Source organism: Rhodovulum sp. MB263 (assembly GCF_002073975.1).
Lineage (GTDB): Bacteria > Pseudomonadota > Alphaproteobacteria > Rhodobacterales > Rhodobacteraceae > Rhodovulum.
The window spans coordinates 3,464,495-3,488,501 of sequence record NZ_CP020384.1 but is presented as its reverse complement, the minus strand read 5'-3'; the positions used below and the strand labels follow the sequence as shown (position 1 = coordinate 3,488,501).

Below are 24,007 nucleotides of genomic sequence, written 5' to 3'. Positions count from 1 at the left end.
GCGGCATGACCCGCGCGGGGATGCCGGTCTTGTACGACGGGCGCTGCGGCGCTCTGGTGTGATGTCCGGAGGGGCGTCGTTCGGGCGAGGATCGCGGGGCCGCTGACGGGGCAGGGCGGGGTGATCCGGGGGGTCAGGCGGCTGCGGTGTTGACACCCCCGTCGACTCGACATATACCGCGCCCACTTCGGGCTGGCGAACCAAGCTGCCGTGTCTGATACCGAAACTGATGTGGTCATGATCCGGGCGCCCTGCCCCGATCCTCTGGAGCTCCACCGCGTCGTTCCCGCGAACAGGGGAACGAATGCGGTTTTCGCGTTGCCGTAGACGAGTGACGGGCGCACCGAAGACGAGATTTGAACGGGTTGCAATACGGGGAACCGGAATGCCGACGATCCAACAGCTGATCCGCAAGCCGCGGCAGCCGAAAGTGAAACGCCAGAAGTCGCAGCACCTGCAGGCCTGCCCGCAGAAGCGTGGCGTCTGTACGCGCGTTTACACCACTACGCCCAAGAAGCCGAACTCGGCCATGCGGAAAGTCGCCAAGGTGCGCCTGACCAACGGTTTCGAGGTGATCAGCTATATCCCCGGTGAAAGCCACAACCTGCAGGAACACTCGGTTGTCCTTATCCGCGGTGGCCGGGTGAAAGACCTTCCCGGTGTCCGCTATCACATCCTCCGCGGTGTGCTGGACACCCAGGGCGTCAAAGACCGTAAGCAGCGCCGCTCGAAATACGGCGCGAAGCGTCCGAAGTAAGGAGAGACGTAGATGTCCCGACGTCACGCTGCCGAGAAGCGCGAGATTCTGCCCGATGCCAAGTTTGGCGATCGTGTGCTGACGAAGTTCATGAACAACCTGATGATCGACGGCAAGAAATCTGTCGCCGAGAGCATCGTCTACAATGCGCTCGACCGCGTCGAGGGCCGTCTCAAGCGGGCCCCGGTCGAGGTCTTCCACGAGGCGCTCGACAACGTGAAGCCCGCCGTCGAGGTGCGCTCGCGTCGTGTCGGCGGTGCCACCTATCAGGTGCCGGTCGAAGTGCGCCCCGAGCGCCGCGAGGCCCTTGCGATCCGCTGGCTGATCGATGCCAGCCGCAAGCGCAACGAGAACACCATGGAAGAGCGGCTTGCCGGCGAACTGATGGACGCCGTCCAGTCTCGCGGCACTGCCGTGAAGAAACGCGAAGACACCCACAAGATGGCCGACGCCAACAAAGCGTTCAGCCATTATCGCTGGTAACTAAACTTTAGCCTTAGGACCCTCCCAATGGCCCGCGCTTATCCTCTTCAACGCTACCGGAACTTCGGGATCATGGCCCACATCGATGCGGGCAAGACCACGACGACCGAGCGTATCCTCTTTTATACCGGCAAGTCCCACAAGCTCGGCGAAGTCCATGACGGCGCCGCGACCATGGACTGGATGGAGCAGGAGCAGGAGCGGGGGATCACCATCACCTCGGCTGCGACCACGACCTTCTGGCAGCGCCAGGAAGATCCGACTGCGGAGGGGATCTCCGACACCAAATACCGCTTCAACATCATCGACACTCCCGGCCACGTCGACTTCACCATCGAAGTCGAGCGTTCGCTGGCCGTGCTTGACGGTGCGATCTGCCTTCTCGATGCCAATGCCGGTGTCGAGCCCCAGACCGAGACCGTCTGGCGTCAGGCCGACCGCTACAAGGTTCCGCGCATCGTGTTCGTCAACAAGATGGACAAGATCGGCGCCGATTTCTTCAACTGCGTGAAGATGATCAAGGACCGCACCGGCGCGACCCCGTGCCCGATCGCGCTGCCGATCGGTGCCGAGGACAAGCTGGAAGGCATCATCGATCTCGTCTCGATGGAAGAGTGGACCTGGAAGGGCGAAGATCTCGGGGCCTCCTGGACCCGTCAGGAGATCCGTGCCGAGCTGAAGGATGTGGCTGATGAGTGGCGGTCGAACCTTGTCGAGCTTGCCGTCGAGCAGGACGACGAGGCGATGGAGGCCTATCTCGAAGGCAACGAGCCCGATGTCGACACCCTGCACAAGCTGATCCGCAAGGGCACGCTGGCGCTGGCCTTCGTTCCGGTGACCGCTGGGTCGTCCTTCAAGAACAAGGGCGTGCAGCCGCTCCTGAACGCGGTGATCGATTATCTTCCCTCGCCGCTGGACGTGCCCGCCTATATGGGCTTCGCGCCGGATGACGAATCCGAAGAGCGCAACATCGCCCGTCATGCCAATGACGACGAGCCGTTCTCGGCGCTGGCCTTCAAGATCATGAACGACCCCTTCGTCGGCTCGCTGACCTTCACCCGGATCTATTCCGGCGTGATGAAGAAGGGCGAATCGATCCTGAACGCGACCAAGGGCAAGAAAGAGCGCGTCGGTCGGATGATGATGATGCACTCGAACAACCGCGAGGAAATCGATGAGGCCTTCGCGGGCGACATCATCGCGCTGGCGGGTCTGAAGGAAACCACCACGGGCGACACGCTCTGCGATGCCTCCAAGCCGGTGGTTCTGGAAACCATGACCTTCCCCGATCCGGTGATCGAGATCGCGGTCGAACCGAAATCGAAGGCCGACCAGGAGAAGATGGCTCTGGCGCTGCAGCGTCTTGCGGCCGAGGATCCGTCTTTCCGCGTCGAGACCAACATCGAATCCGGTCAGACCATCATGAAGGGCATGGGCGAGCTTCACCTCGACATCCTGGTCGACCGCATGAAGCGGGAGTTCAAGGTCGAGGCGAATATCGGCGCCCCGCAGGTGGCCTATCGCGAGACCATCAGCCACAAGGCCGAGGTCGACTATACCCACAAGAAACAGACCGGCGGCACGGGCCAGTTCGCCCGCGTCAAGCTGGAAATCATGCCGACCGAACCGGGCGAGGGCTACTCGTTCGAAAGCCGGATCGTGGGTGGTGCAGTGCCGAAGGAATACATCCCCGGCGTCGAGAAGGGCATCAAGTCGGTCATGGATTCGGGCCCGCTGGCCGGCTTCCCGGTGATCGACCTCAAGGTGGCTCTTGTCGACGGTGCCTTCCACGACGTCGACTCGTCGGTCCTGGCCTTCGAGATCGCGACACGTGCCGGTATGCGCGAAGGCCTGAAGAAGGCCGGTGCCAAGCTGCTCGAGCCGATCATGAAGGTCGAGGTGGTGACGCCCGAGGAATATACCGGCAGCATCATCGGCGACCTGACCAGCCGTCGCGGCATGGTGCAGGGGCAGGATACCCGCGGCAATGCCAACGTGATCAACGCCATGGTGCCGCTGGCCAACATGTTCGGCTACATCAACACGCTGCGCTCGATGTCCTCGGGCCGTGCGGTGTTCACGATGCAGTTCGACCATTACGAGCCGGTTCCGCAGAACATCAGCGATGAGATCCAGGCGAAATACGCCTGAACGTGACACGGTCCGGGCGCGCGCTGCGCGGCGACGCCCGGCATCAAGGAACTAGAGGAGACGACCATGGGTAAGGCAAAGTTCGAACGGACGAAACCGCACGTTAACATCGGCACGATCGGCCACGTTGACCACGGCAAGACGACGCTGACGGCTGCGATCACGAAGTATTTCGGCGATTTCAAGGCCTATGACCAGATCGACGGTGCGCCCGAGGAAAAAGCGCGCGGGATCACGATCTCGACGGCGCATGTGGAATACGAGACCGAGGCGCGTCACTACGCCCACGTCGACTGCCCCGGCCACGCCGACTATGTGAAGAACATGATCACCGGTGCCGCCCAGATGGACGGCGCGATCCTGGTGGTGAACGCGGCTGACGGCCCGATGCCGCAGACCCGCGAGCACATCCTGCTGGCCCGTCAGGTCGGCGTGCCGGCTCTGGTCGTGTTCATGAACAAGGTCGACCAGGTGGACGATGCCGAGCTTCTGGAGCTCGTCGAGATGGAGATCCGCGAGCTTCTGTCGAGCTACGACTTCCCCGGCGACGACATCCCGATCATCTCGGGCTCGGCGCTTGCGGCGATGGAAGGCCGCGACCCGGAAATCGGCGAGAACAAGATCCGCGAGCTGATGGCTGCGGTCGACGAGTTCATCCCGACCCCGGAACGTCCGGTCGACCAGCCCTTCCTGATGCCGATCGAGGACGTGTTCTCGATCTCGGGCCGCGGCACCGTGGTGACCGGCCGTGTCGAGCGTGGCGTGGTGAATGTGGGCGACGAGCTTGAAATCGTCGGCATCCGCGACACCAAGAAAACCACCTGCACCGGTGTCGAGATGTTCCGCAAGCTGCTGGACCGCGGCGAGGCCGGTGACAATATCGGCGCGCTGCTGCGCGGCATCGACCGCGACCAGGTCGAGCGTGGCCAGGTTCTGTGCAAGCCCGGCTCGGTGACGCCGCATACGGTGTTCGAGGCCGAGGCCTACATCCTGACCAAGGAAGAGGGTGGCCGTCACACGCCGTTCTTCGCGAACTACCGTCCGCAGTTCTACTTCCGCACGACGGACGTGACCGGGACGGTCGAGCTTCCCGAAGGCACCGAGATGGTGATGCCGGGCGACAACCTGAAGTTCAAGGTCGAGCTGATCGCCCCGATCGCGATGGAAGAGAAGCTCCGCTTCGCCATCCGTGAAGGCGGCCGCACCGTCGGCGCCGGCGTCGTCGCCAAGATCATCAAGTAACGCAAAAGGCCCGGGCGGGTCACTGACCCGCCCTTCAGCCTGAGGGCAAAAAAACATGCAAAGTCAGAATATCCGCATTCGGCTGAAGGCCTTCGACTACCGCGTTCTGGATGCCAGCACGCAGGAGATCGTGAATACCGCCAAGCGGACCGGCGCCCAGGTGCGCGGGCCCATTCCGCTGCCGAACAAGATCGAGAAATTCACGGTTCTTCGTGGCCCCCACATTGACAAGAAGTCCCGTGACCAGTGGGAAATCCGCACGCACAAGCGGCTTCTCGACATCATCGACCCGACCCCCCAGACCGTGGACGCGCTCATGAAGCTCGACCTCGCTGCGGGTGTCGATGTCGAGATCAAGGTTTGAGGAGGGCACCCAGGATGCGCTCTGGTGTGATTGCAAAGAAGCTGGGCATGACCCGGCTGTTCATGGACGACGGACGTCAGGTGCCCGTCACCGTCCTGCAGCTTGACGGCTGCCAGGTGGTGGCCCAACGGACCGTCGAAACCGATGGCTACACGGCTGTTCAGCTCGGTTCGGGCTCGGCCAAGGCCAAGCGGGTCTCCGCCGCGATGCGCGGTCATTTCGCCAAGGCCAGCGTGGCGCCGAAGCGGAAGGTCGCGGAATTCCGCGTGGCTCCCGAGAACCTGATCGGCGTCGGTGAGGAAATCACCGCCGATCATTACTTCGAGGGCCAGTTCGTCGATGTCTCGGGCACGTCGATCGGTAAAGGTTTTGCCGGTGCGATGAAACGGCACAATTTCGGCGGTCTGCGCGCCTCGCACGGCGTGTCGATCAGCCACCGTTCGCACGGTTCGACCGGTCAGTGTCAGGACCCGGGCCGCGTGTTCAAAGGCAAGAAGATGGCCGGCCACATGGGCGCTGCCCGCGTGACCACTCAGAACCTGCAAGTCGTCAAGACCGATGCCGATCGTGGCCTGATCATGATCAAGGGCGCGGTTCCCGGTGCCAAGGGCGGCTGGGTCACGATCAAGGACGCGGTCAAGAAGGCGATCCCGGACAACCTCGTGCTGCCTGCGGCTCTGAAATCGGCCAAGGCCGAGGCGACCGCTGCCGAAGCGCCCGCCGAAGGAGGCGAAGAATGAAACTCGACGTGATCAAACTGGACGGCGCCAAGGCCGGCACCGTCGATCTCGGCGACGAGATCTTCGGCCTCGAGCCCCGTACCGATATCCTGCACCGCGTGGTGCGCTGGCAGCGCGCCCGTGCGCAGGCCGGCACCCACAAGGTCAAGACCCGGTCCGAGACCAGCTACTCGACCAAGAAGATCTATCGCCAGAAGGGCACCGGCGGCGCACGCCACGGTGACCGGAATGCGCCGATCTTCCGCAAGGGTGGCGTCTACAAGGGGCCGACCCCGCGCAGCCACGCCCATGACCTGCCGAAGAAATTCCGCAAGCTGGGCCTCAAGCACGCGCTCAGCGCCAAGCTGAAGGCGGGCGAACTGATCGTTCTGGAGACGGCCGATATGGCCGCGCCCAAGACCTCGGAACTGGCTAAATCGGTCAAGAACCTGGGCTGGAAGCGCGTGCTGATCATCGACGGCGCCGAAGTGAACGAGAACTTCGCCATGGCGGCGCGCAACATCGAGGGTCTCGATGTGCTGCCGTCGATGGGTGCCAACGTCTATGACATCCTCCGCCGTGATACCCTTGTGATCACCAAGGCGGGTGTCGAAGCCCTGGAGGCTCGACTGAAATGAGCGTGAAGCCCGAACATTACGACGTGATCCGCAAGCCGATCATCACCGAGAAGGCGACGATGGCCTCCGAGGCCAATGCCGTGGTCTTCGAAGTGGCGATGGATGCGAACAAGCCCGAGATCAAGGAGGCTGTCGAAGGCCTCTTCGGTGTCAAGGTGAAGGCCGTCAACACCACCATCACCAAGGGCAAGGTCAAGCGGTTCAAGGGGATCCTCGGTCGCCGCAAGAACGTCAAGAAGGCCTATGTGACCCTCGAGGAGGGGAACACTATCGACGTGACCACCGGTCTCTGATAGAAGGCTGCGAATCTTCGGCCCCGGCTTCGACCGGGGCCGGATTTTTTCCACCAAGGCGGGGTCCTCGGATCCCTGACGACAACCGGACCATTCAGGTCCGAAGCTGACGGAAGACAGAAAGCATGGCACTCAAGTCGTACAAGCCGACGACGCCGGGCCAGCGTGGGCTGGTTCTGATCGACCGTTCCGAGCTTTGGAAAGGACGCCCTGTCAAAACCCTTACCGTGGGTCTGACCAAATCGGGCGGCCGGAACAATGCCGGGCGGATCACGGCACGCCGCCGGGGCGGCGGGGCGAAACGCCTCTACCGCATCGTTGACTTCAAACGGACCAAGCTGGATGTGGCCGGTACCGTCGAACGGATCGAATACGATCCGAACCGGACCGCCTTCATCGCCCTGATCCGCTACGAGGATGGCGAGCTGGCCTATATCCTGGCGCCGCAGCGCCTGGCCGTGGGTGACAAGGTCGTGGCCTCTAAGAAAGCCGACGTGAAGCCCGGCAACGCGATGCCCTTCACCGGCCTGCCGATCGGCACGATCGTCCACAATGTCGAGCTGAAGCCCGGCAAGGGTGGTCAGATCGCGCGCGCCGCGGGCACCTATGCCCAGTTCGTCGGCCGTGACGGCGGCTATGCCCAGATCCGCCTGTCCTCGGGCGAGCTGCGCATGGTTCGTCAGGAATGCATGGCCACCGTCGGTGCCGTGTCGAACCCCGACAATTCGAACCAGAACATCGGCAAGGCCGGCCGCAACCGCCATCTCGGCAAGCGTCCCTCGGTCCGCGGTGTCGTGATGAACCCGATCGACCACCCCCATGGCGGCGGTGAAGGCCGGACTTCGGGCGGCCGTCACCCGGTGACCCCCTGGGGCAAGCCGACCAAAGGCGCCAAAACGCGCCGCAACAAGACGACCGACAAGTACATTCTCCGGTCCCGTCACGCGCGCAAGAAGGGTCGCTAAGCCATGTCTCGTTCTGTCTGGAAAGGCCCCTTCGTCGACTCTTATGTCCTCAAGAAGGCCGAGAAAGCCCGCGAATCGAGCCGCAACGAGGTCATCAAGATCTGGTCGCGCCGTTCGACGATCCTGCCTCAGTTCGTGGGGCTCACCTTTGGCGTCTATAACGGTCACAAGCACATCCCGGTGCTGGTGAGCGAAGATATGATCGGCCAGAAATTCGGTGAATACTCGCCGACCCGGACCTATTACGGTCACGCGGCCGACAAAAAAGCGAAGAAGAGGTAAGCGTCATGGGCAAGGCAAAGAACCCCCGCCGCGTGGCCGATAACGAAGCCATGGCCAAGGTGCGCATGCTTCGGACTTCGCCCCAGAAACTGAATCTGGTCGCTGCCATGATCCGTGGCAAGAAGGTCGATCGCGCCCTGGCCGATCTGACCTTCTCGAAGAAGCGGATCGCCGAAGACGTGAAGAAGTGCCTTCAGTCGGCCATCGCCAATGCCGAGTTCAATCACCGTCTCGACATCGACGAGCTGATCGTGGCCGAAGCCTATGTTGGCAAGAACCTGACGCTGAAGCGCGGTCGTCCGCGCGCCCGTGGCCGGTTCGGCAAGATCATGAAGCCGTTCTCCGAACTCACCATCAAGGTCCGCCAGGTCGAGGAGCAAGCCTAATGGGTCACAAGGTCAATCCGATCGGCATGCGCCTCCAGGTCAACCGGACCTGGGACAGCCGCTGGTACGCCGACACCAAGGATTACGGCGATCTTCTGCTGGAAGACGTCCGGATGCGCGAATTCATCCGCGCCGAGTGCAAGCAGGCCGGCGTGAGCCGCATCATCATCGAGCGTCCGCACAAGAAATGCCGGGTGACGATCCACACGGCGCGTCCGGGCGTGATCATCGGCAAGAAGGGCGCGGATATCGAGACGCTGCGTAAGAAGCTTGCCAACATGACCAAGAGCGAGCTGCATCTCAACATCGTCGAGGTCCGCAAGCCCGAGCTCGACGGCCAGCTGGTGGCGGAATCGATTGCCCAGCAGCTGGAACGCCGGGTCAGCTTCCGCCGCGCGATGAAGCGCTCGGTGCAGAACGCCATGCGCATGGGTGCGCTGGGTATCCGGGTCAACGTGTCGGGCCGCCTCGGCGGCGCCGAGATCGCCCGGACGGAATGGTATCGCGAAGGCCGGGTGCCGCTGCACACGCTGCGCGCCGACATCGACTATGCCACCGCCGAAGCCACGACGCCCTACGGCATCATCGGCATCAAGGTCTGGATCTTCAAAGGCGAGATCATGGAGCACGATCCCAGTGCCCGTGACCGTCGCCAGGCAGAGCTCCAGGAGGGCGGGAGCGGCCCGTCCCGTCCGCGCCGCTGAGCCCTGAAGGAGAACAGAGATGCTGCAACCCAAGCGCACGAAATTCCGCAAGATGCACAAGGGCCGGATTCACGGCCAGGCAAAAGGCGGATTCGAGCTCAACTTCGGCCATTTCGGCCTGAAGGCGACCGAGCCCGAGCGAGTGACCGCGCGTCAGATCGAGGCTGCCCGCCGCGCCCTGACCCGCCACATGAAACGTCAGGGCCGGGTCTGGATCCGGATCTTCCCCGACACCCCCGTCTCGTCGAAACCGACCGAGGTTCGGATGGGTAAAGGGAAAGGCTCGGTCGATTTCTGGGCCGCCAAGATCAAGCCCGGCCGGATCATGTTCGAGATCGACGGTGTCAACGAGACCATCGCCCGCGAGGCGCTGCGTCTGGCGGCGATGAAGCTGCCGATCAAGACCCGGATCGTCGAACGCGAAGACTGGTAATTCCGGTCGCCTGAACTCACGAGCGGCCCCCGCGCCAAGGCGGGGGCCTTTTCTTTCCGATGGTTCCCGACGCGACGCCCGGCCGGGCGGATGCGATCGGGGCTTGCTTTATTCGGGTTAGGGGCTTAAGGGGGCCTCTCATCCGCTAACCTCCATCGGAATCAGGGTGACCCTCGCGAGAGGCTTGGGGCCCTCCGTTGATGTTGAAAGGACGAAAAAGGCGATGAACGCCCAGGAACTGCGAGACAAGACGCCCGACCAGCTGCGCGACGCGCTGGCGAGCCTGAAGAAAGAGGCCTTCAACCTGCGCTTCCAGCAGGCCACGAATGCGCTCGAGAACACCGCCCGCATGCGCGAAGTCCGTCGTGACGTCGCCCGTGTGAAGACGGTGCTGAACGAAAAAGCCGCCAAGGCGTCGGAATAAGGGGAGCCTGACAGATGCCCAAACGTATCCTGCAAGGCACCGTGACCAGCGATCTGAACGATCAGACCGTCACCGTTCTGGTCGAGCGCCGCTTCACGCACCCCGTGCTGAAGAAGACCATTCGTAAGTCCAAGAAATACCGGGCTCACGACGAGAACAACACCTTCAAGGTGGGCGACCGCGTCCGCATTCAGGAATGCGCGCCGAAGTCGAAGACGAAACGCTGGGAGGTGGTGCAGGCCTGACCTGTACCGTCTTCCGGTTTGAGCGAAACCCTGGGACCTGGTCCCAAAGGTCGGGAGTAACCCAATGATCCAGATGCAGACCAATCTGGATGTCGCTGACAACTCCGGCGCGCGCCGGGTTCAGTGCATCAAGGTCCTCGGCGGGTCCAAGCGGAAATACGCTTCTGTCGGCGACATTATCGTCGTCTCTGTGAAGGAAGCCATTCCGCGTGGCCGCGTCAAGAAAGGCGATGTCCGCAAGGCTGTCGTCGTGCGGACCGCCAAGGAAGTCCGTCGCGAAGACGGTACTGCGATCCGTTTCGATCGCAATGCCGCCGTCATCCTCAACAACAACAACGAGCCCGTCGGAACCCGGATCTTCGGGCCTGTCGTGCGCGAGCTTCGTGCCAAGAGCTTCATGAAGATCATCTCGCTGGCTCCGGAGGTGCTCTGATGGCTGCCAAGCTGAAGAAGGGCGACAAGGTCGTCGCGCTCGCGGGCAAGGACAAGGGCCGCGAAGGGACCATCCTCTCGGTCGATCCCAAGACCGGCAAGGCCGTGGTCGAGGGGCTGAACATGGCGGTGCGTCATCAGCGCCAGACCCAGACGAGCCAGGGCGGTCGCGTGCCGAAAGCCATGCCGATGGACCTGTCGAATCTCGCCATCGTCGATCCCAAGGAAGGTGGTCCGACCCGCGTCGGCTTCCGCGTGGAAGACGGCAAGAAGGTTCGCTTTGCCAAGAAATCGGGGGAAGTGATCGATGCTTGATGCTGCCACCTATACCCCGCGCCTCAAGTCGCTTTACCGGGAAACCATCCGGGCCGCTCTGAAGGAAGAGTTCGGCTACAAGAACGACATGATGATCCCGCGGCTCGACAAGATCGTGCTCAACATCGGCTGCGGTGCCGAGGCGGTGCGCGATTCCAAGAAGTCGAAATCGGCGCAGGAAGACCTGAGCCAGATCGCCGGTCAGAAAGCCGTCATCACCAAGGCCAAGAAGTCGATCGCCGGCTTCCGGGTCCGTGAGGACATGCCGCTCGGCACCAAGGTCACGCTTCGTGGCGACCGGATGTACGAATTCTTCGACCGCCTGATCACCATCGCGATGCCGCGCATCCGGGACTTCCGGGGCGTTTCGGGCAAGGCCTTCGACGGCCGCGGCAACTACGCGATGGGCCTGAAAGAGCACATCGTGTTCCCCGAGATCGAGTACGACAAAGTCGACGAGGTCTGGGGCATGGACATCGTCATTGCCACCACCGCGCGCACCGACGCGGAAGCGAAGGCGCTGTTGAAGCATTTCAACATGCCGTTCAACAGCTGATCGCGGGAGGGAGAACACTACATGGCTAAGAAATCTATGGTTGAGCGCGAACTCAAGCGTCAGCGCCTGGTCGAAAAATATGCGGCCAAGCGCGCGAAGCTGAAAGAGATCGCCACCAACGAGGATCTTCCGATGGAAGAGCGGTTCAAGGCGCGCCTCAAGCTTGCCAAGCTGCCGCGCAACTCATCGGCCACCCGGCTGCACAACCGGTGCCAGCTGACCGGGCGTCCGCACGCCTATTACCGCAAGTTGAAAATCTCGCGGATCATGCTGCGCGATCTGGGCTCGATGGGCCAGATCCCCGGCATGGTGAAGTCGAGCTGGTAAGGAGGGGAAGAGATGTCTGTGAACGATCCTCTCGGCGATATGCTGACCCGCATCCGCAACGCGCAGATGCGGGGGAAATCGACGGTGCGTACGCCCGCCTCCAAGCTTCGTGCCTGGGTGCTCGACGTGCTGAAAAATGAAGGCTACATCCGCGGCTACGAGGCCACGACCGGCAAGACCGGCCTGCCCGAGCTCGAGGTCAGCCTGAAATACTATGAAGGCCAGCCGGTCATTCGCGAAGTCAAGCGCGTCTCGACCCCCGGCCGTCGTGTCTACATGAGCGTGAAGGACCTGCCCTCGGTGCGCCAGGGTCTGGGTGTCTCGATCGTGTCGACGTCCAAGGGCGTGATGTCGGATGCGGCTGCGCGGTCGGCGAATGTCGGCGGCGAAGTGCTCTGCACGGTGTTCTGAGGAGGAAGGCAATGTCTCGTATTGGTAAGAAACCGGTCGAGTTGCCGTCGGGTGTTTCGGCATCCGTCTCCGGCCAGACCGTCGAAGTCAAGGGGCCCAAGGGCACCCGGAACTTCACCGCGACCGACGATGTCACCATCACGGTCGAGGATAATGCCGTCAGCATCACCCCGCGGGGCACGTCCAAGCGTGCCCGGCAGCAATGGGGCATGTCCCGCAGCATGGTCGCGAACCTCGTCAAGGGGGTGAGCGAAGGGTTCAAGCGCGAGCTTGAGATCCAGGGTGTGGGCTATCGTGCTGCGATGCAGGGCAACGTACTCAAGCTGAACCTCGGCTATTCGCATGATGTCAACTTCGAGGTCCCTCAGGGCGTCACCGTGACGGCCCCGAAACCGACCGAGATCGTGGTGGAAGGCATCGACCAGCAACAGGTCGGGCAGGTTGCCGCGAACATCCGCGAATGGCGCGGTCCCGAGCCCTACAAGGGCAAGGGCATCCGCTACAAGGGCGAGTTCATCTTCCGCAAGGAAGGCAAGAAGAAGTAAGGGCGCGACAGATGGCAAACAGCAAAAGACACCTGTTCCTGAAACGCCGCCTGCGCGTTCGGAACAAGCTTCGCAAGATGAATGCCGGGCGGCTTCGCCTGTCGGTTCATCGCAGCAACAAGAACATCAGCGTGCAGCTGATCGACGACGTTCAGGGGACCACCCTGGCCGCGGCCTCCACGCTCGAGAAAGAGCTGGGCGTTATCGGCAAGAACAATGTCGAGGCGGCTGCCAAGGTGGGCTCGGTGATCGCCGAGCGTGCCAAGAAAGCCGGTGTCGAAGAGTGCTACTTCGACCGTGGTGGCTTCCTCTTTCACGGCAGTGTCAAGGCTCTGGCCGACGCTGCGCGTGAAGGCGGCCTGAAGTTCTAAGGAGACGAGATATGGCAGAACGTGAGCACCGCCGGGACCGCCGCGACCGCGACGAAACCCCGGAATTCGCCGATCGTCTCGTGGCGATCAACCGGGTGTCCAAGACCGTGAAAGGGGGCAAGCGCTTCGGCTTTGCCGCTCTCGTGGTCGTGGGCGACCAGAAGGGCCGTGTCGGCTTCGGCAAGGGCAAGGCCAAGGAAGTGCCGGAGGCGATCCGCAAGGCGACCGAGCAGGCCAAGCGCAGCCTGATGCGCGTGCCGCTGCGGGAAGGCCGCACCCTGCATCATGATATCGAGGGCCGCCATGGCGCGGGCCGCGTGGTGATGCGTACCGCCCCGCAAGGGACCGGGATCATCGCCGGTGGTCCGATGCGTGCCGTGTTCGAGATGCTGGGCGTGCAGGACGTGGTCGCCAAGTCGATCGGGTCGCAGAACCCCTACAACATGATCCGCGCGACGCTGGACGGGCTTGCCCGCGAAAGCTCGCCGCGTCAGGTTGCGCAACGCCGTGGCAAGAAGGTCGCTGAAATCCTGAAGAAGGATGATGCGCCGGTTGCCGAAGCGGCTGAAGCGTAAGGAGATCCGAGCATGGCCAAGACCATCGTCGTCAAGCAGATCGGTTCTCCGATCCGCCGCCCCGACATCCAGCGCCGGACCCTGATCGGTCTGGGGCTGAACAAGATGCACAAGACCCGGGAACTGGAAGACACCCCCGCGATCCGCGGCATGGTCGCCAAGATCCGGCACCTGGTCGAGATCATCGAAGAGCGCGGCTGAACGCCCGCTTGCAGATCAGAAAGGCGCTCCGGAGATCCGCGGCGCCTTTTTCGTTTCCGTCCTGCGGCACGAGGGCCGGGCAGGGGGGCTTGCGAATCCCTTGCTTCCAATGGGCGCGGCGTCTATACGCCACCGGTGGCCCTCTAGGGCTGCCTCAACAGTCAAGAAACGCCGTGGCCGCCCAACTCGCTTCGGGGGCGCGTCCGGCCAAGGAGAAGCGACATGAAACTTCATGAACTGCGCGACAATGACGGCGCCGCCAAGAAAGCCAAACGGGTCGGCCGTGGCCCGGGCTCGGGCAAGGGCAAGACCGCCGGTCGCGGTATCAAGGGTCAGAAATCCCGTTCGGGTGTGGCGATCAACGGGTATGAAGGCGGCCAGATGCCGCTCTACCAACGTCTGCCCAAGCGCGGCTTCAACAAGCCGAACCGCAAGGCCTATGCGGTGGTGAACCTGGGCCTGATCCAGAAATTCGTCGAAGCGGGCAAACTCGACGCCTCGGCTGCGATCACCGAAGATGCGCTGGTCGCTTCGGGCCTGGTGCGCCGCAAGCTCGACGGCGTCCGCGTGTTGGCGAAAGGCGAGGTGACCTCGAAGCTTTCGATCGAAGTCACCGGTGCGTCGAAGGCCGCGATCGAGGCGGTCGAGAAGGCTGGCGGCTCGCTCAAGGTCGCGACCGTCGCGGCCGAGGCCGCGTAAGGCTTCGAATTAAGGGATTGTGGGCGGCGTCCGCGCCGCTTAAATCTCCCATAGTTTTCCAATGCGCCGCCGGAGCCGGAAGACGGCCCGGCGGCGCTGTCCTTGAAAGAGGCTCAGCATGGCATCAGCAGCAGAGCAAATGGCGGCGAACATGAGCTGGGGGGCCTTCGGCAAGGCCTCCGAGCTGCGCCAGAGGATCCTGTTCACCCTGGGGCTTCTGATCGTCTACCGGCTTGGCACCTACATCCCCGTTCCCGGCATTGACGGGGCGGCGCTTCGCGACTTCATGGAGCGCGCCTCGACCGGTCTTGGCGGCATCCTCTCGATGTTCACCGGCGGCGCGCTGGGACGGATGGGGATCTTCGCTCTGGGGATCATGCCCTATATCTCGGCCTCGATCATCGTCCAGCTTCTGGCGGCGATGGTCCCCCAGCTCGAGGCGCTCAAGAAAGAGGGCGAACAGGGCCGCAAGAAGATCAACCAGTATACCCGCTATGGCACCGTCCTGCTTGCGGCGTTCCAGGCCTACGGTCTGGCGGTCAGCCTCGAGGCGGGCAGCCTTGCGACCGATCCGGGCTGGTTCTTCCGTGCCTCGACCGTGATCACAATTGTCGGCGGCACCATGTTCCTGATGTGGCTGGGCGAGCAGATCACTGCCCGCGGCGTCGGCAACGGCATCTCGCTGATCATCTTCGTCGGCATCATTGCCCAGGCGCCTGCGGCACTGGCCCAGTTCCTGAGCCAGGGCCGGTCGGGCGTGATCCATCCCGGCGTCATCGTCGGCGTGCTGATCATGGTGGTCGCGGTGATTGCCTTCGTGGTGTTCATGGAGCGGGCGCTGCGCAAGATCCATATCCAGTATCCGCGGCGTCAGGTCGGCATGAAGATGTATGACGGCGGGTCGAGCCACCTGCCTGTCAAGGTCAACCCGGCGGGCGTGATCCCGGCGATCTTCGCCTCGTCGCTGCTGCTCTTGCCGACGACGATCTCGACCTTCTCGGGCAGTCAGACCGGGCCGGTGATGTCGTTGATCCTGGCCTATTTCGGCCCGGGTCAGCCGCTTTACCTGTTGTTCTTCTCGGCCATGATCGTGTTCTTCACGTATTTCTACACGTTCAACGTCGCCTTCAAGACCGAGGATGTGGCAGACAACCTGAAGAACCAGAACGGCTTCATTCCGGGCATCCGGCCCGGCAAACGGACCCAGGACTATCTCGATTACGTGGTCAACCGGGTGCTTGTGCTGGGCTCGGCCTATCTGGCGCTCGTCTGTCTTCTGCCCGAGATCCTGCGCTCGCAGCTTTCCATTCCGTTCTATTTCGGCGGCACCTCCGTCCTGATCGTGGTCTCTGTCACGATGGACACGATCCAACAGGTCCAGTCCCATCTGCTGGCGCATCAGTACGAGGGGATGATCGAGAAATCGCAACTTCGGCGTAAGCGCAAGAACGCAAGAAAAGGGACAGCTCGCAGATGAATATCATCCTTCTGGGCCCCCCCGGAGCCGGTAAGGGCACGCAGGCCCGCCGGCTCGTGGAGGAACGGGGCATGACCCAGCTTTCCACCGGCGACATGCTGCGCGAGGCGCGCAGCTCCGGAACCGAGATGGGAAGGAAGGTGGCCGAGGTCATGGATCGCGGCGAACTGGTGACCGACGAGATCGTTATCGGACTGATTGCCGAGAAGCTTGCGGAAGACGCCGGCGGCGGCTTCATCTTCGACGGGTTTCCCCGGACGCTGGCCCAGGCCGACGCGCTGGGGGCTCTGCTCGAACGGATGGGGCAGAAGCTGGACGCCGTGATCGAGATGCGGGTCGATGACGAGGCCCTGGTGGCACGGATTACCGCGCGCTCGACCTGCGGCAATTGCGGCGAGGTCTATAACGACCTGACCAAGCCGATCCCGGCCGATGGCAAATGCACCAAATGCGGCGGCACCGAGTTCAAGCGTCGGGCCGATGACAATGAAGACAGCCTGCGCCAGCGGCTGATGGAATATTACAAGAAGACCTCTCCCTTGATCGGCTATTACTACGCCAAGGGCGATCTGACCGGCGTCAACGGCCTGGGCGAGATCGACGAGGTTTCAGGCGCCATCAAGTCCGTTCTCGACGCCTGACCTTCCGGCCGGACGGGATGCCGTCCGGCCCGCGCCGCTGTCGGATCCGCGCTCTCGCAGATGCCGGGCCGCCGGGCCGCTCCATCGGCCCGGAAAACGTCCCTGTCCCGCGCCTTGCCGGATCCGGACGCTCAGCGCCTCTGCCGGGCTTCTTCGGCCGGATGTTGTCGCGAATGGGCGACAACATCCGTGACGCCGATCTTGACACGGTATTAACCCCCTTGACGGAGTGCCGGAATCGCCCTACGCACGGCCTCTCGAATGAGAATCGACCAATTGCCGCAGGGGTGAAGCTGACCCGGCCCGGCGGTCATTCAAGGCGGCCCGGAGGCGACAGGCTTTCGGGCCATAGTTGTGAAAAAAGGTTCTGGAGCGACGGAACCGCAACGAAAGGAAGATAGCGCGTGGCACGTATTGCTGGCGTCAACATCCCCACCGGAAAACGGGTGCCCATCGCCCTGACCTACATCCATGGCATCGGGCAGTCCACTGCCGAGGCGATCTGCGAGGCCGTGGGCATCGAAAAGAGCCGCCGGGTCAATGAGCTTTCGGATGCCGAAGTGCTGTCGATCCGCGAGCATATCGACGCGAACCTGACTGTCGAGGGCGACCTGCGCCGCGAGATTCAGATGAACATCAAGCGCCTGATGGACCTTGGCTGCTATCGCGGCCTGCGTCACCGCCGCAACCTGCCGGTTCGTGGCCAGCGCACGCATACCAACGCCCGCACCCGCAAGGGTCCGGCGAAACCCATCGCCGGCAAGAAGAAATAAGGGAGGGCTCGATATATGGCACGCGATAAAACCCGGGTCCGCCGCAAGGAACGCAAGAACATCGCCGCTGGCGTGGCGCATGTGAACTCGTCCTTCAACAACACCAAGATCCTGATCTCGGACGTGCAGGGCAACGCCATTTCCTGGTCGTCCGCCGGCACGATGGGCTTCAAGGGGTCGCGCAAGTCGACGCCTTATGCCGCCCAGATGGCCGCCGAGGATGCCGGCCGCAAGGCTCAGGAACATGGCGTCAAGACCCTTGAAGTCGAAGTTCAGGGCCCCGGCTCCGGTCGTGAAAGCGCGCTGCGTGCGCTGGCGGCTGTCGGCTTCAACATCACGTCCATCCGCGACGTGACCCCGATCGCGCATAACGGCTGCCGTCCGCCGAAGCGCCGCCGGGTCTGATCCCGCATCTTTTGCTCGGGCTGCGCGGTTGTCGCGTGGCCCGAGCCTGTCTTCATTGACCTCGGGCGTCTGCTGCTTCTGGACATGGGCTGCGGGCAGGAATTGAGGAGACACGCATGATCCACAAGAACTGGCAGGAACTCATCAAGCCGACCCAGCTCGAGATCAAGCCCGGCAACGATCCGGCGCGGGAGGCGACGGTCGTCGCCGAGCCGCTGGAACGGGGCTTCGGTCTGACCCTCGGGAACGCCTTGCGCCGGGTGCTGATGAGCTCGCTGCAGGGCGCGGCCATCACCTCCGTGCAGATCGACAACGTGCTGCATGAGTTCTCTTCGGTGGCGGGGGTCCGCGAGGACGTGACCGACATCGTGCTGAACCTCAAGGGCGTCGCGCTGCGGATGGATGTCGAGGGCCCGAAACGGCTGTCGATCTCGGCCAAGGGGCCGGCCGTGGTCACCGCGGGCGAGATCTCGGAAAGCGCAGGCATCGAGGTTCTGAACCGCGACCATGTGATCTGCCACCTCGACGATGGCGCCGATCTGTTCATGGAACTGACCGTCAATACCGGCAAGGGCTATGTCGCCGCTGACAAGAACCGGCCCGAGGACGCCCCGATCGGTCTCATTCCGATCGATGCGATCTATTCGCCGGTCAAGAAGGTGGCCTATGACGTCCAGCCGACCCGCGAGGGCCAGGTGCTGGATTATGACAAGCTGACCCTGAAGATCGAGACCGACGGGTCGGTTGCGCCTGACGATGCCGTGGCCTTTGCCGCGCGTATTCTGCAGGATCAGCTGTCGATCTTCGTCAACTTCGACGAGCCGGAATCGGCCAGCCGTGAGGCGGATGATGACGGGCTCGAGTTCAACCCGCTTCTGCTGAAGAAGGTGGACGAGCTCGAGCTGTCGGTGCGGTCGGCCAACTGCCTGAAGAACGACAACATCGTCTATATCGGCGACCTGATCCAGAAGACCGAGGCCGAGATGCTGCGGACCCCGAACTTCGGCCGCAAGTCGCTGAACGAGATCAAGGAAGTGCTTTCCGGCATGGGTCTTCACCTCGGCATGGATGTCGAGGAATGGCCGCCGGAGAACATCGAGGAACTGGCCAAGAAATTCGAGGACCAGTTCTGAGACCACGGATCGGGGCCGGGCGGTACGCCGTCCGGTCCCTGCGACCCCGGGCAATTCCGCCCCAAGGAGAGCGGCCCATAACGCAGGGCTGCCGGACAAAGTAAAACCAAGGAGTTGAAAAATGCGTCACGCCCGCGGCTACCGCCGTCTGAACCGTACCCACGAACACCGCAAGGCGCTGTTCGCCAACATGGCCGGCTCGCTGATCGAGCATGAGCAGATCAAGACCACCCTGCCCAAGGCCAAGGAACTCAAGCGCATCGCCGACAAGCTGATCACGCTTGGCAAGCGCGGCGATCTGCATGCCCGTCGCCAGGCCGCCTCGCGCCTGAAACAGGACGCCCATGTGGAGAAACTGTTCGATGTGCTGGGCCCGCGCTACGCCGAACGTCAGGGCGGCTATGTCCGCGTGCTGAAGGCCGGCTTCCGCTATGGCGACATGGCACCGATGGCCATCGTCGAATTCGTTGACCGCGATGCCGATGCGAAAGGGGCCGCGGACCGCGCGCGTCTCGAAGCCGAAGAGGCTGCCGAAGACTGAGACGACTGCTCGGTTCGGTTAGAAATCAGGGGTCCCGCCGGCAGGCAGGACCCCTTTTTCTACTTCGCCACCCCTGGTCTTGAAGGTCTTCTGAAAGCCTCAGCCCGCGCGCAGACGCCCAAGAGGGCTGATCCGGGGCCGGGCCAGATGCTCGTTCTCTATCACATTGCATATGTCGTCGAGCAGCGACCTGATCTGGTCGTCTGCCAGACTTGCCGAACCCGCATATTCCAGCACCTCGCGTCTGAGCGAGCTGGGCAGGCGCATGACACGATTAAATAAAATCGGGTGTATCGCCTGCACTGGACACTCCGTCATACTCTTAAAACTACGTCACATTACCTTTTCCAATTTAAGGTTGACGGGGTCTCAGGCAACTTGTCTAAAAAGTCATGTTCGAAAAGTCGATCTTCGACCGGGAGTTACGGATCCTCGATGCGCTGGCGCCTCAGGGGTACAATATCGGCTTGCATATCCGCTTTACCTCGCCGCTGATCGCGTTCCAGACCTACGCCCCCGAATGGCTGGCCCATTACACCGAACACGGCTACCTCCTGCGTGACCCCTCGGTCGCCTGGGGCTTTTCCACCACGGGCGCGACACGGTGGAGCAATGACAGGATTCCCGACCCTTTCGGCATCTTCCTCAATGCTGCGCGGTTCGGTCTCAAATACGGCGTAACGATCTCCTGGGGCCCCATTACCTCCAGGACCATCGCGAGTGTGGCAAGAGCAGATCGGGAATATGAGGACGCCGAGATCGCCCAGATCGAAGCCCTCGTGCGTCGTCTTCACGACATGACCGAGCCACCCGAAGAACTGACCAAGGCTCAGATCGATGCGCTGAAATGCATTGCGGACGGCGATCGCCACGCAGCTGCTGCCTGCAAGCTGGGGATCTCGGAAAGTGCGCTCAAGGCCAGGCTCTCCTCTGCCCGTCAGAGGCTGATGGCGCGCACCACGGCCGAAGCGATTCAGCGCGCAAAGGACTACAGGCTGCTGTGACGGCAGTCGCCCTCCGCACGGTTTTTACCCACCACCAAACCTGCAGGAGGCACTTATGCAGACCACGACTCTGTCTTTCGAGAACATCCACAATCACGGCGAGCTTTTCGCCAACATGCTTCGTGCGCGCAAAGATCTTTTCATCGAGCGCAACAAATGGGACCTGCCCGAAGCGATGGGGATGGAATATGACCAGTACGACACCCCGGCCAGCCGCTGGGTGGTCGTGCATGACGAGCTGGGGCAGGTCCTCGCCGGCAACCGGCTGACCCCGACCACGGCGCGCTGCGGCATCTATTCCTACATGATCCGCGACGCCCAGAAAGGGCTTCTGGACACGATCCCCTCGGAGCTTCTCTATGACGAGGCGCCGGTGGCGGATACGGTCTGGGAAAGCTCGCGCGGCTTCGTCACCCAGAAGGTCCCGCTGCATCAGCGCCGGCCGATCTATTTCAACCTGGTCCAGGAACTGGCGCGCGCCGCACGTAGTCTGGGCGCCAGCCAGTGTCTGGCCCTGCTGAATGCCAACTGGCCGCTCTGGAACAAGCGGGTCGGGATCGACATGACCGCGATGGGGCCGGTGATGGAGATAGACGGGATCCGGAACCAGGTGATTTCCATGAACTTCGCCACGAACCTGCACTAGACTGTCAGGACCGGCGAGGGGGCGGGGCGCGCGGGGGTAACCGGCGCGCCCCGCCCGCGCTTGCATGGACCCGCCGTTGAACTCGGGCGCGTGCGGCCGCATATGATCGGCCATGCCGCCGATCCGGAGCGTTCCGATGCCACGTCCTGCCGTTCTTCTTTGCCTTCTTCTGATCGCCGGGCCGCTTGCGGCCGAAAACCGTCTTCCCGAGAGCCGGGCCGAGATCCAGCTGAGTTTTTCGCCCGTGGTGCGCGAGGCCGCGCCGGCGGTCGTCAACGTCTTCACCAGCCGGGTGGTTGCCGACCGGCCGACGCCCTTCGCGGCCGACCCGTTCTTTTCCGACCTCTTCCGCAATTTCGGCCGGGCCCAACCCAGGGTCGAGAATGCCCTGGGGTCGGGGGTGATCGTGTCTTCCGACGGGATGGTGGTGTCGAATTACCACGTCGTGGGCCGTGCCGATCAGATCCGGGTGGTGCTGGCCGACCGGCGCGAATTCGAGGCCGAGGTGCTGCTGGCCGACGAGGAGTCCGACCTGGCAGTGCTGCGTCTCGAGGGGGCCAGCGATCTGCCTTTCCTGCCGCTGCGCGATTCCGACGAGATCGCGGTCGGCGATCTGGTGCTGGCCATCGGCAACCCGTTCGGGATCGGCCAGACCGTCAGTTCGGGCATCGTGTCGGGGCTGGCGCGCTCGGGCCTGTCGATCGGGGGCGGGCGCGGCTATTTCATCCAGACCGATGCGGCGATCAATCCCGGCAATTCCGGCGGGGCACTGGTCGACATGGCCGGACGGCTCGTTGGCATCAATACCGCGATCCTGTCGCGCTCGGGCGGCTCGAACGGGATCGGCTTCGCCATTCCGGCCAATCTGGTCTCGCGTTTCATCGAGCAGGCCGAAGCCGGGGCGCGGCGGTTCCAGCGGCCCTGGGCGGGGCTTTCGGGCCAGCCGGTCGATGCGGCGCTGGCCGAGGCGCTGGGGATGGACAGTCCGCGGGGCGTGGTGCTGAGCGCGCTGCATCCCGAAAGCCCGTTCCGGGCCGCCGGGCTCGGGGTCGGCGACGTCGTCCTGGCGCTGGGGGGCGATCCGGTCAACACCCCGCAGGAAATGCTGTTCCGCCTCTCGTCCGAGGGGATCGGCCGACAGATCGAGGTCAGCTACCTTCATCGCGGCGAGGCGCGCCCGCAGGCCGCCTCGGTCGATCTGGTGGCGCCGCCGGAAACGCCGCCGCGCGATCCGTTGACGATCCGCAGCCAAAGCGTTCTGGCCGGGCTCTCGGTGGTGAACCTGAACCCGGCCGTTCTTCAGGAAAAGGGGCTTGCGGCCGGGCTGAGCGGCGTGCTTGTCACCGATCCGGGCGCGATCGGCGGTCGGGGCGGGCTTGCTTCGGGCGATATCCTGCTGCAGATCAATGAGCGTGAGATCCGCTCGACCGCGGATGTGGCGGCGGCCGCGCGCGCGGGGGGGCGCCGCTGGTATGTCGAATATCTGCGCAATGGCCGCCGCGGCGTCTTGCGCTTTCGTGTCTGAGCGCTCTGGCATAGGCTGCCCCGATGACTGACCTTTTCGACCGGACCCCGTCTGCCGCTTCCGACCGCTCCGGGCCGCGCCCGCTGGCAGACCGGCTGCGCCCGAGGCGGCTGGCCGAGGTGATCGGGCAGGAGCATGTCCTGGGCCCGGAGGGGTCCCTTGGCGTGATGCTGGCGGCCGGCACGCTCTCCTCCCTGATCTTCTGGGGCCCGCCTGGCGTCGGCAAGACCACCATCGCGCGGCTTCTGGCCGACGAGACCGATCTGGCCTTCGTGCAGATCAGCGCGATCTTCTCGGGTGTGGCCGAACTCAAGAAGGTGTTCGAGGCCGCAAGGCTGCGCCATGCCAACGGGCAGGGTACGCTTCTGTTCGTCGACGAGATCCACCGCTTCAACAAGGCCCAGCAGGACGGCTTCCTGCCGCATATGGAGGATGGCACCATCCTGCTGGTCGGCGCGACCACCGAAAACCCCAGCTTCGAGCTGAACGCGGCCCTTCTGTCGCGGTCGCAGGTGCTGGTGCTGGAACGGCTCGACCCCGCGCATCTGGAACTGCTGGCGCAGCGCGCCGAGCACGAGATCGGTCGCCCGCTGCCCCTGACCGGCGAGGCGCGGGACGATCTGATCGCCATGGCCGATGGCGACGGGCGGGCGCTTCTGAACCTGATCGAGCAGCTCATGGCCTGGAAGGTGACGGGGCCGCTGGCGCCCGCCGATCTTGCCCGGCGGCTGCAGAAGCGCGCGGCGCAATATGACAAGAGCGGCGACGGCCATTACAACCTGATCTCGGCGCTGCACAAATCGGTCCGGGGCTCGGACCCGGATGCGGCGCTGTACTGGTTGACGCGGATGCTTGAAGGCGGCGAGGACCCGCGCTTTCTGGCGCGCCGGATCGTGCGCATGAGCGTCGAGGATATCGGACTTGCCGATCCGCAGGCCCAGACCGTCTGTCTTGACGCCTGGTCGGTCTATGAACGGCTGGGGTCGCCCGAGGGCGAACTGGCGCTGGCGCAGGCGGTGATCTATCTGGCGCTCGCGCCGAAATCGAATGCGGGCTACAGCGCCTACAAGGCCGCGCGGCAGGCGGCGCAGAAGACCGGATCGGAGCCCCCGCCCAGGCATATCCTGAACGCGCCGACCCGGCTGATGAAGGAACAGGGCTTCGGCGCGGGCTATCAGTACGACCACGATGCCGAGGACGCCTTCTCGGGGCAGAACTACTTTCCCGAAAGCATGAAGCGGGGCGTCTACTACACGCCCGTCGAGCGCGGTTTCGAGCGCGAGCTGAAACGGCGGCTGGACTATTTCTCAAAGCTGCGCGAGCGGCGGCAGGACGGTTGACAAG

At 63.4% G+C, this 24,007-nt stretch carries 36 protein-coding genes; 35 read left to right on the top strand and 1 reads right to left on the bottom strand.

Annotated features, from left to right (window positions below; genetic code table 11):
* Nucleotides 1–385: 385 nt before the first annotated feature.
* From rpsL to rplQ, 31 genes are all read left to right on the top strand, one after another.
* On the top strand, nt 386–757 hold the full coding sequence (gene rpsL / locus B5V46_RS16265; protein WP_042456862.1) for a 30S ribosomal protein S12: 372 nt from the start codon (nt 386–388) through the stop codon (nt 755–757).
* Between the two features lie 12 nt (nt 758–769).
* Nucleotides 770–1,240 (top strand): 30S ribosomal protein S7, encoded by a 471-nt coding sequence (gene rpsG, locus B5V46_RS16260; protein ID WP_080617564.1) that lies wholly within the window; start codon nt 770–772, stop codon nt 1,238–1,240.
* A gap of 27 nt (nt 1,241–1,267) precedes the next feature.
* Nucleotides 1,268–3,391: an elongation factor G gene (gene fusA / locus B5V46_RS16255; RefSeq protein ID WP_080617563.1), complete on the top strand. Its 2,124-nt coding sequence runs from the start codon at nt 1,268–1,270 to the stop codon at nt 3,389–3,391.
* A 66-nt stretch (nt 3,392–3,457) separates the two neighbouring features.
* Nucleotides 3,458–4,633, top strand: coding sequence for an elongation factor Tu (tuf, locus tag B5V46_RS16250; RefSeq protein WP_080617562.1), 1,176 nt, complete (start codon nt 3,458–3,460; stop codon nt 4,631–4,633).
* Between the two features lie 55 nt (nt 4,634–4,688).
* Nucleotides 4,689–4,997, top strand: a complete 309-nt coding sequence (gene rpsJ / locus B5V46_RS16245; RefSeq protein WP_042456850.1) for a 30S ribosomal protein S10 — start codon at nt 4,689–4,691, stop codon at nt 4,995–4,997.
* A gap of 14 nt (nt 4,998–5,011) precedes the next feature.
* Nucleotides 5,012–5,737, top strand: coding sequence for a 50S ribosomal protein L3 (rplC, locus tag B5V46_RS16240; protein ID WP_080617561.1), 726 nt, complete (start codon nt 5,012–5,014; stop codon nt 5,735–5,737).
* Nucleotides 5,734–6,354 (top strand): 50S ribosomal protein L4, encoded by a 621-nt coding sequence (rplD, locus tag B5V46_RS16235; RefSeq protein WP_080617560.1) that lies wholly within the window; start codon nt 5,734–5,736, stop codon nt 6,352–6,354. Before rplC ends, rplD begins: the two co-directional genes overlap by 4 nt.
* On the top strand, nt 6,351–6,647 hold the full coding sequence (locus tag B5V46_RS16230) for a 50S ribosomal protein L23 (RefSeq protein ID WP_080617559.1): 297 nt from the start codon (nt 6,351–6,353) through the stop codon (nt 6,645–6,647). Before rplD ends, B5V46_RS16230 begins: the two co-directional genes overlap by 4 nt.
* A 125-nt stretch (nt 6,648–6,772) precedes the next feature.
* A complete protein-coding gene (gene rplB / locus B5V46_RS16225; RefSeq protein WP_080617558.1) occupies nt 6,773–7,612 on the top strand; it encodes a 50S ribosomal protein L2 in 840 nt (279 codons plus the stop codon).
* A gap of 3 nt (nt 7,613–7,615) precedes the next feature.
* Nucleotides 7,616–7,894, top strand: a complete 279-nt coding sequence (gene rpsS / locus B5V46_RS16220; protein WP_080617557.1) for a 30S ribosomal protein S19 — start codon at nt 7,616–7,618, stop codon at nt 7,892–7,894.
* Between the two features lie 5 nt (nt 7,895–7,899).
* Nucleotides 7,900–8,280 carry a 50S ribosomal protein L22 gene (gene rplV, locus B5V46_RS16215; RefSeq protein WP_080617556.1) on the top strand — a complete coding sequence of 127 codons (381 nt, stop codon included), beginning with the start codon at nt 7,900–7,902 and terminating at the stop codon, nt 8,278–8,280.
* Entirely contained in the window at nt 8,280–8,984 is a 705-nt protein-coding gene (gene rpsC, locus B5V46_RS16210) for a 30S ribosomal protein S3 (RefSeq protein ID WP_080617555.1), read from the top strand. Before rplV ends, rpsC begins: the two co-directional genes overlap by 1 nt.
* Before the next feature lie 19 nt (nt 8,985–9,003).
* Nucleotides 9,004–9,417 carry a 50S ribosomal protein L16 gene (gene rplP, locus B5V46_RS16205; RefSeq protein ID WP_075784666.1) on the top strand — a complete coding sequence of 138 codons (414 nt, stop codon included), beginning with the start codon at nt 9,004–9,006 and terminating at the stop codon, nt 9,415–9,417.
* Nucleotides 9,418–9,640: 223 nt separating this feature from the next.
* A complete protein-coding gene (gene rpmC / locus B5V46_RS16200) occupies nt 9,641–9,841 on the top strand; it encodes a 50S ribosomal protein L29 (protein WP_080617554.1) in 201 nt (66 codons plus the stop codon).
* A gap of 14 nt (nt 9,842–9,855) precedes the next feature.
* Nucleotides 9,856–10,086, top strand: coding sequence for a 30S ribosomal protein S17 (gene rpsQ, locus B5V46_RS16195; RefSeq protein ID WP_042456821.1), 231 nt, complete (start codon nt 9,856–9,858; stop codon nt 10,084–10,086).
* Nucleotides 10,087–10,150: 64 nt separating this feature from the next.
* A complete protein-coding gene (gene rplN / locus B5V46_RS16190; protein ID WP_042456818.1) occupies nt 10,151–10,519 on the top strand; it encodes a 50S ribosomal protein L14 in 369 nt (122 codons plus the stop codon).
* The gene (rplX, locus tag B5V46_RS16185; protein ID WP_080617553.1) at nt 10,519–10,833 is read left to right on the top strand and encodes a 50S ribosomal protein L24; all 315 of its coding nucleotides are present in this window, start codon (nt 10,519–10,521) and stop codon (nt 10,831–10,833) included. Before rplN ends, rplX begins: the two co-directional genes overlap by 1 nt.
* Nucleotides 10,826–11,389, top strand: a complete 564-nt coding sequence (gene rplE / locus B5V46_RS16180) for a 50S ribosomal protein L5 (protein WP_080617552.1) — start codon at nt 10,826–10,828, stop codon at nt 11,387–11,389. Before rplX ends, rplE begins: the two co-directional genes overlap by 8 nt.
* A 21-nt stretch (nt 11,390–11,410) precedes the next feature.
* Nucleotides 11,411–11,716 carry a 30S ribosomal protein S14 gene (rpsN, locus tag B5V46_RS16175; RefSeq protein WP_075784671.1) on the top strand — a complete coding sequence of 102 codons (306 nt, stop codon included), beginning with the start codon at nt 11,411–11,413 and terminating at the stop codon, nt 11,714–11,716.
* Nucleotides 11,717–11,728: 12 nt separating this feature from the next.
* Complete coding sequence (gene rpsH, locus B5V46_RS16170) at nt 11,729–12,127, top strand: 30S ribosomal protein S8 (protein ID WP_155774103.1); 399 nt, start codon at nt 11,729–11,731, stop codon at nt 12,125–12,127.
* Between the two features lie 11 nt (nt 12,128–12,138).
* On the top strand, nt 12,139–12,672 hold the full coding sequence (gene rplF / locus B5V46_RS16165) for a 50S ribosomal protein L6 (protein WP_080617551.1): 534 nt from the start codon (nt 12,139–12,141) through the stop codon (nt 12,670–12,672).
* Between the two features lie 11 nt (nt 12,673–12,683).
* Nucleotides 12,684–13,043, top strand: a complete 360-nt coding sequence (rplR, locus tag B5V46_RS16160; protein WP_080617550.1) for a 50S ribosomal protein L18 — start codon at nt 12,684–12,686, stop codon at nt 13,041–13,043.
* A gap of 11 nt (nt 13,044–13,054) precedes the next feature.
* Nucleotides 13,055–13,618 carry a 30S ribosomal protein S5 gene (gene rpsE / locus B5V46_RS16155; protein ID WP_080617549.1) on the top strand — a complete coding sequence of 188 codons (564 nt, stop codon included), beginning with the start codon at nt 13,055–13,057 and terminating at the stop codon, nt 13,616–13,618.
* A 12-nt stretch (nt 13,619–13,630) separates the two neighbouring features.
* Nucleotides 13,631–13,819 carry a 50S ribosomal protein L30 gene (gene rpmD, locus B5V46_RS16150; protein WP_080617548.1) on the top strand — a complete coding sequence of 63 codons (189 nt, stop codon included), beginning with the start codon at nt 13,631–13,633 and terminating at the stop codon, nt 13,817–13,819.
* A 222-nt stretch (nt 13,820–14,041) separates the two neighbouring features.
* Nucleotides 14,042–14,518 (top strand): 50S ribosomal protein L15, encoded by a 477-nt coding sequence (rplO, locus tag B5V46_RS16145; protein WP_080617547.1) that lies wholly within the window; start codon nt 14,042–14,044, stop codon nt 14,516–14,518.
* A 118-nt stretch (nt 14,519–14,636) separates the two neighbouring features.
* Entirely contained in the window at nt 14,637–15,995 is a 1,359-nt protein-coding gene (gene secY, locus B5V46_RS16140) for a preprotein translocase subunit SecY (protein ID WP_080617546.1), read from the top strand.
* Nucleotides 15,992–16,636 carry an adenylate kinase gene (locus tag B5V46_RS16135; RefSeq protein ID WP_080617545.1) on the top strand — a complete coding sequence of 215 codons (645 nt, stop codon included), beginning with the start codon at nt 15,992–15,994 and terminating at the stop codon, nt 16,634–16,636. Before secY ends, B5V46_RS16135 begins: the two co-directional genes overlap by 4 nt.
* A 404-nt stretch (nt 16,637–17,040) precedes the next feature.
* A complete protein-coding gene (rpsM, locus tag B5V46_RS16130; RefSeq protein ID WP_080617544.1) occupies nt 17,041–17,409 on the top strand; it encodes a 30S ribosomal protein S13 in 369 nt (122 codons plus the stop codon).
* Nucleotides 17,410–17,424: 15 nt separating this feature from the next.
* Nucleotides 17,425–17,814, top strand: a complete 390-nt coding sequence (gene rpsK, locus B5V46_RS16125) for a 30S ribosomal protein S11 (RefSeq protein ID WP_042456782.1) — start codon at nt 17,425–17,427, stop codon at nt 17,812–17,814.
* 116 nt (nt 17,815–17,930) lie between these two features.
* Nucleotides 17,931–18,947 carry a DNA-directed RNA polymerase subunit alpha gene (locus B5V46_RS16120; RefSeq protein WP_080617543.1) on the top strand — a complete coding sequence of 339 codons (1,017 nt, stop codon included), beginning with the start codon at nt 17,931–17,933 and terminating at the stop codon, nt 18,945–18,947.
* Between the two features lie 121 nt (nt 18,948–19,068).
* Nucleotides 19,069–19,488: a 50S ribosomal protein L17 gene (gene rplQ, locus B5V46_RS16115; RefSeq protein WP_080617542.1), complete on the top strand. Its 420-nt coding sequence runs from the start codon at nt 19,069–19,071 to the stop codon at nt 19,486–19,488.
* Nucleotides 19,489–19,587: 99 nt separating this feature from the next.
* Here the strand turns inward: rplQ and B5V46_RS19950 are convergent, their stop codons facing one another.
* Nucleotides 19,588–19,791 carry a hypothetical protein gene (locus tag B5V46_RS19950; protein WP_196774273.1) on the bottom strand — a complete coding sequence of 68 codons (204 nt, stop codon included), beginning with the start codon at nt 19,789–19,791 and terminating at the stop codon, nt 19,588–19,590.
* Between the two features lie 89 nt (nt 19,792–19,880).
* On the opposite strand from B5V46_RS19950, the gene B5V46_RS16110 reads away from it, so the two are divergent.
* From B5V46_RS16110 to B5V46_RS16095, 4 genes are all read left to right on the top strand, one after another.
* Entirely contained in the window at nt 19,881–20,492 is a 612-nt protein-coding gene (locus B5V46_RS16110; RefSeq protein WP_080617541.1) for an autoinducer binding domain-containing protein, read from the top strand.
* Nucleotides 20,493–20,547: 55 nt separating this feature from the next.
* Entirely contained in the window at nt 20,548–21,138 is a 591-nt protein-coding gene (locus tag B5V46_RS16105; RefSeq protein WP_080617540.1) for an acyl-homoserine-lactone synthase, read from the top strand.
* Between the two features lie 136 nt (nt 21,139–21,274).
* Entirely contained in the window at nt 21,275–22,663 is a 1,389-nt protein-coding gene (locus B5V46_RS16100) for a trypsin-like peptidase domain-containing protein (RefSeq protein WP_080617539.1), read from the top strand.
* 23 nt (nt 22,664–22,686) lie between these two features.
* Nucleotides 22,687–24,003 carry a replication-associated recombination protein A gene (locus B5V46_RS16095; RefSeq protein WP_080617538.1) on the top strand — a complete coding sequence of 439 codons (1,317 nt, stop codon included), beginning with the start codon at nt 22,687–22,689 and terminating at the stop codon, nt 24,001–24,003.
* Nucleotides 24,004–24,007: the final 4 nt, after the last annotated feature.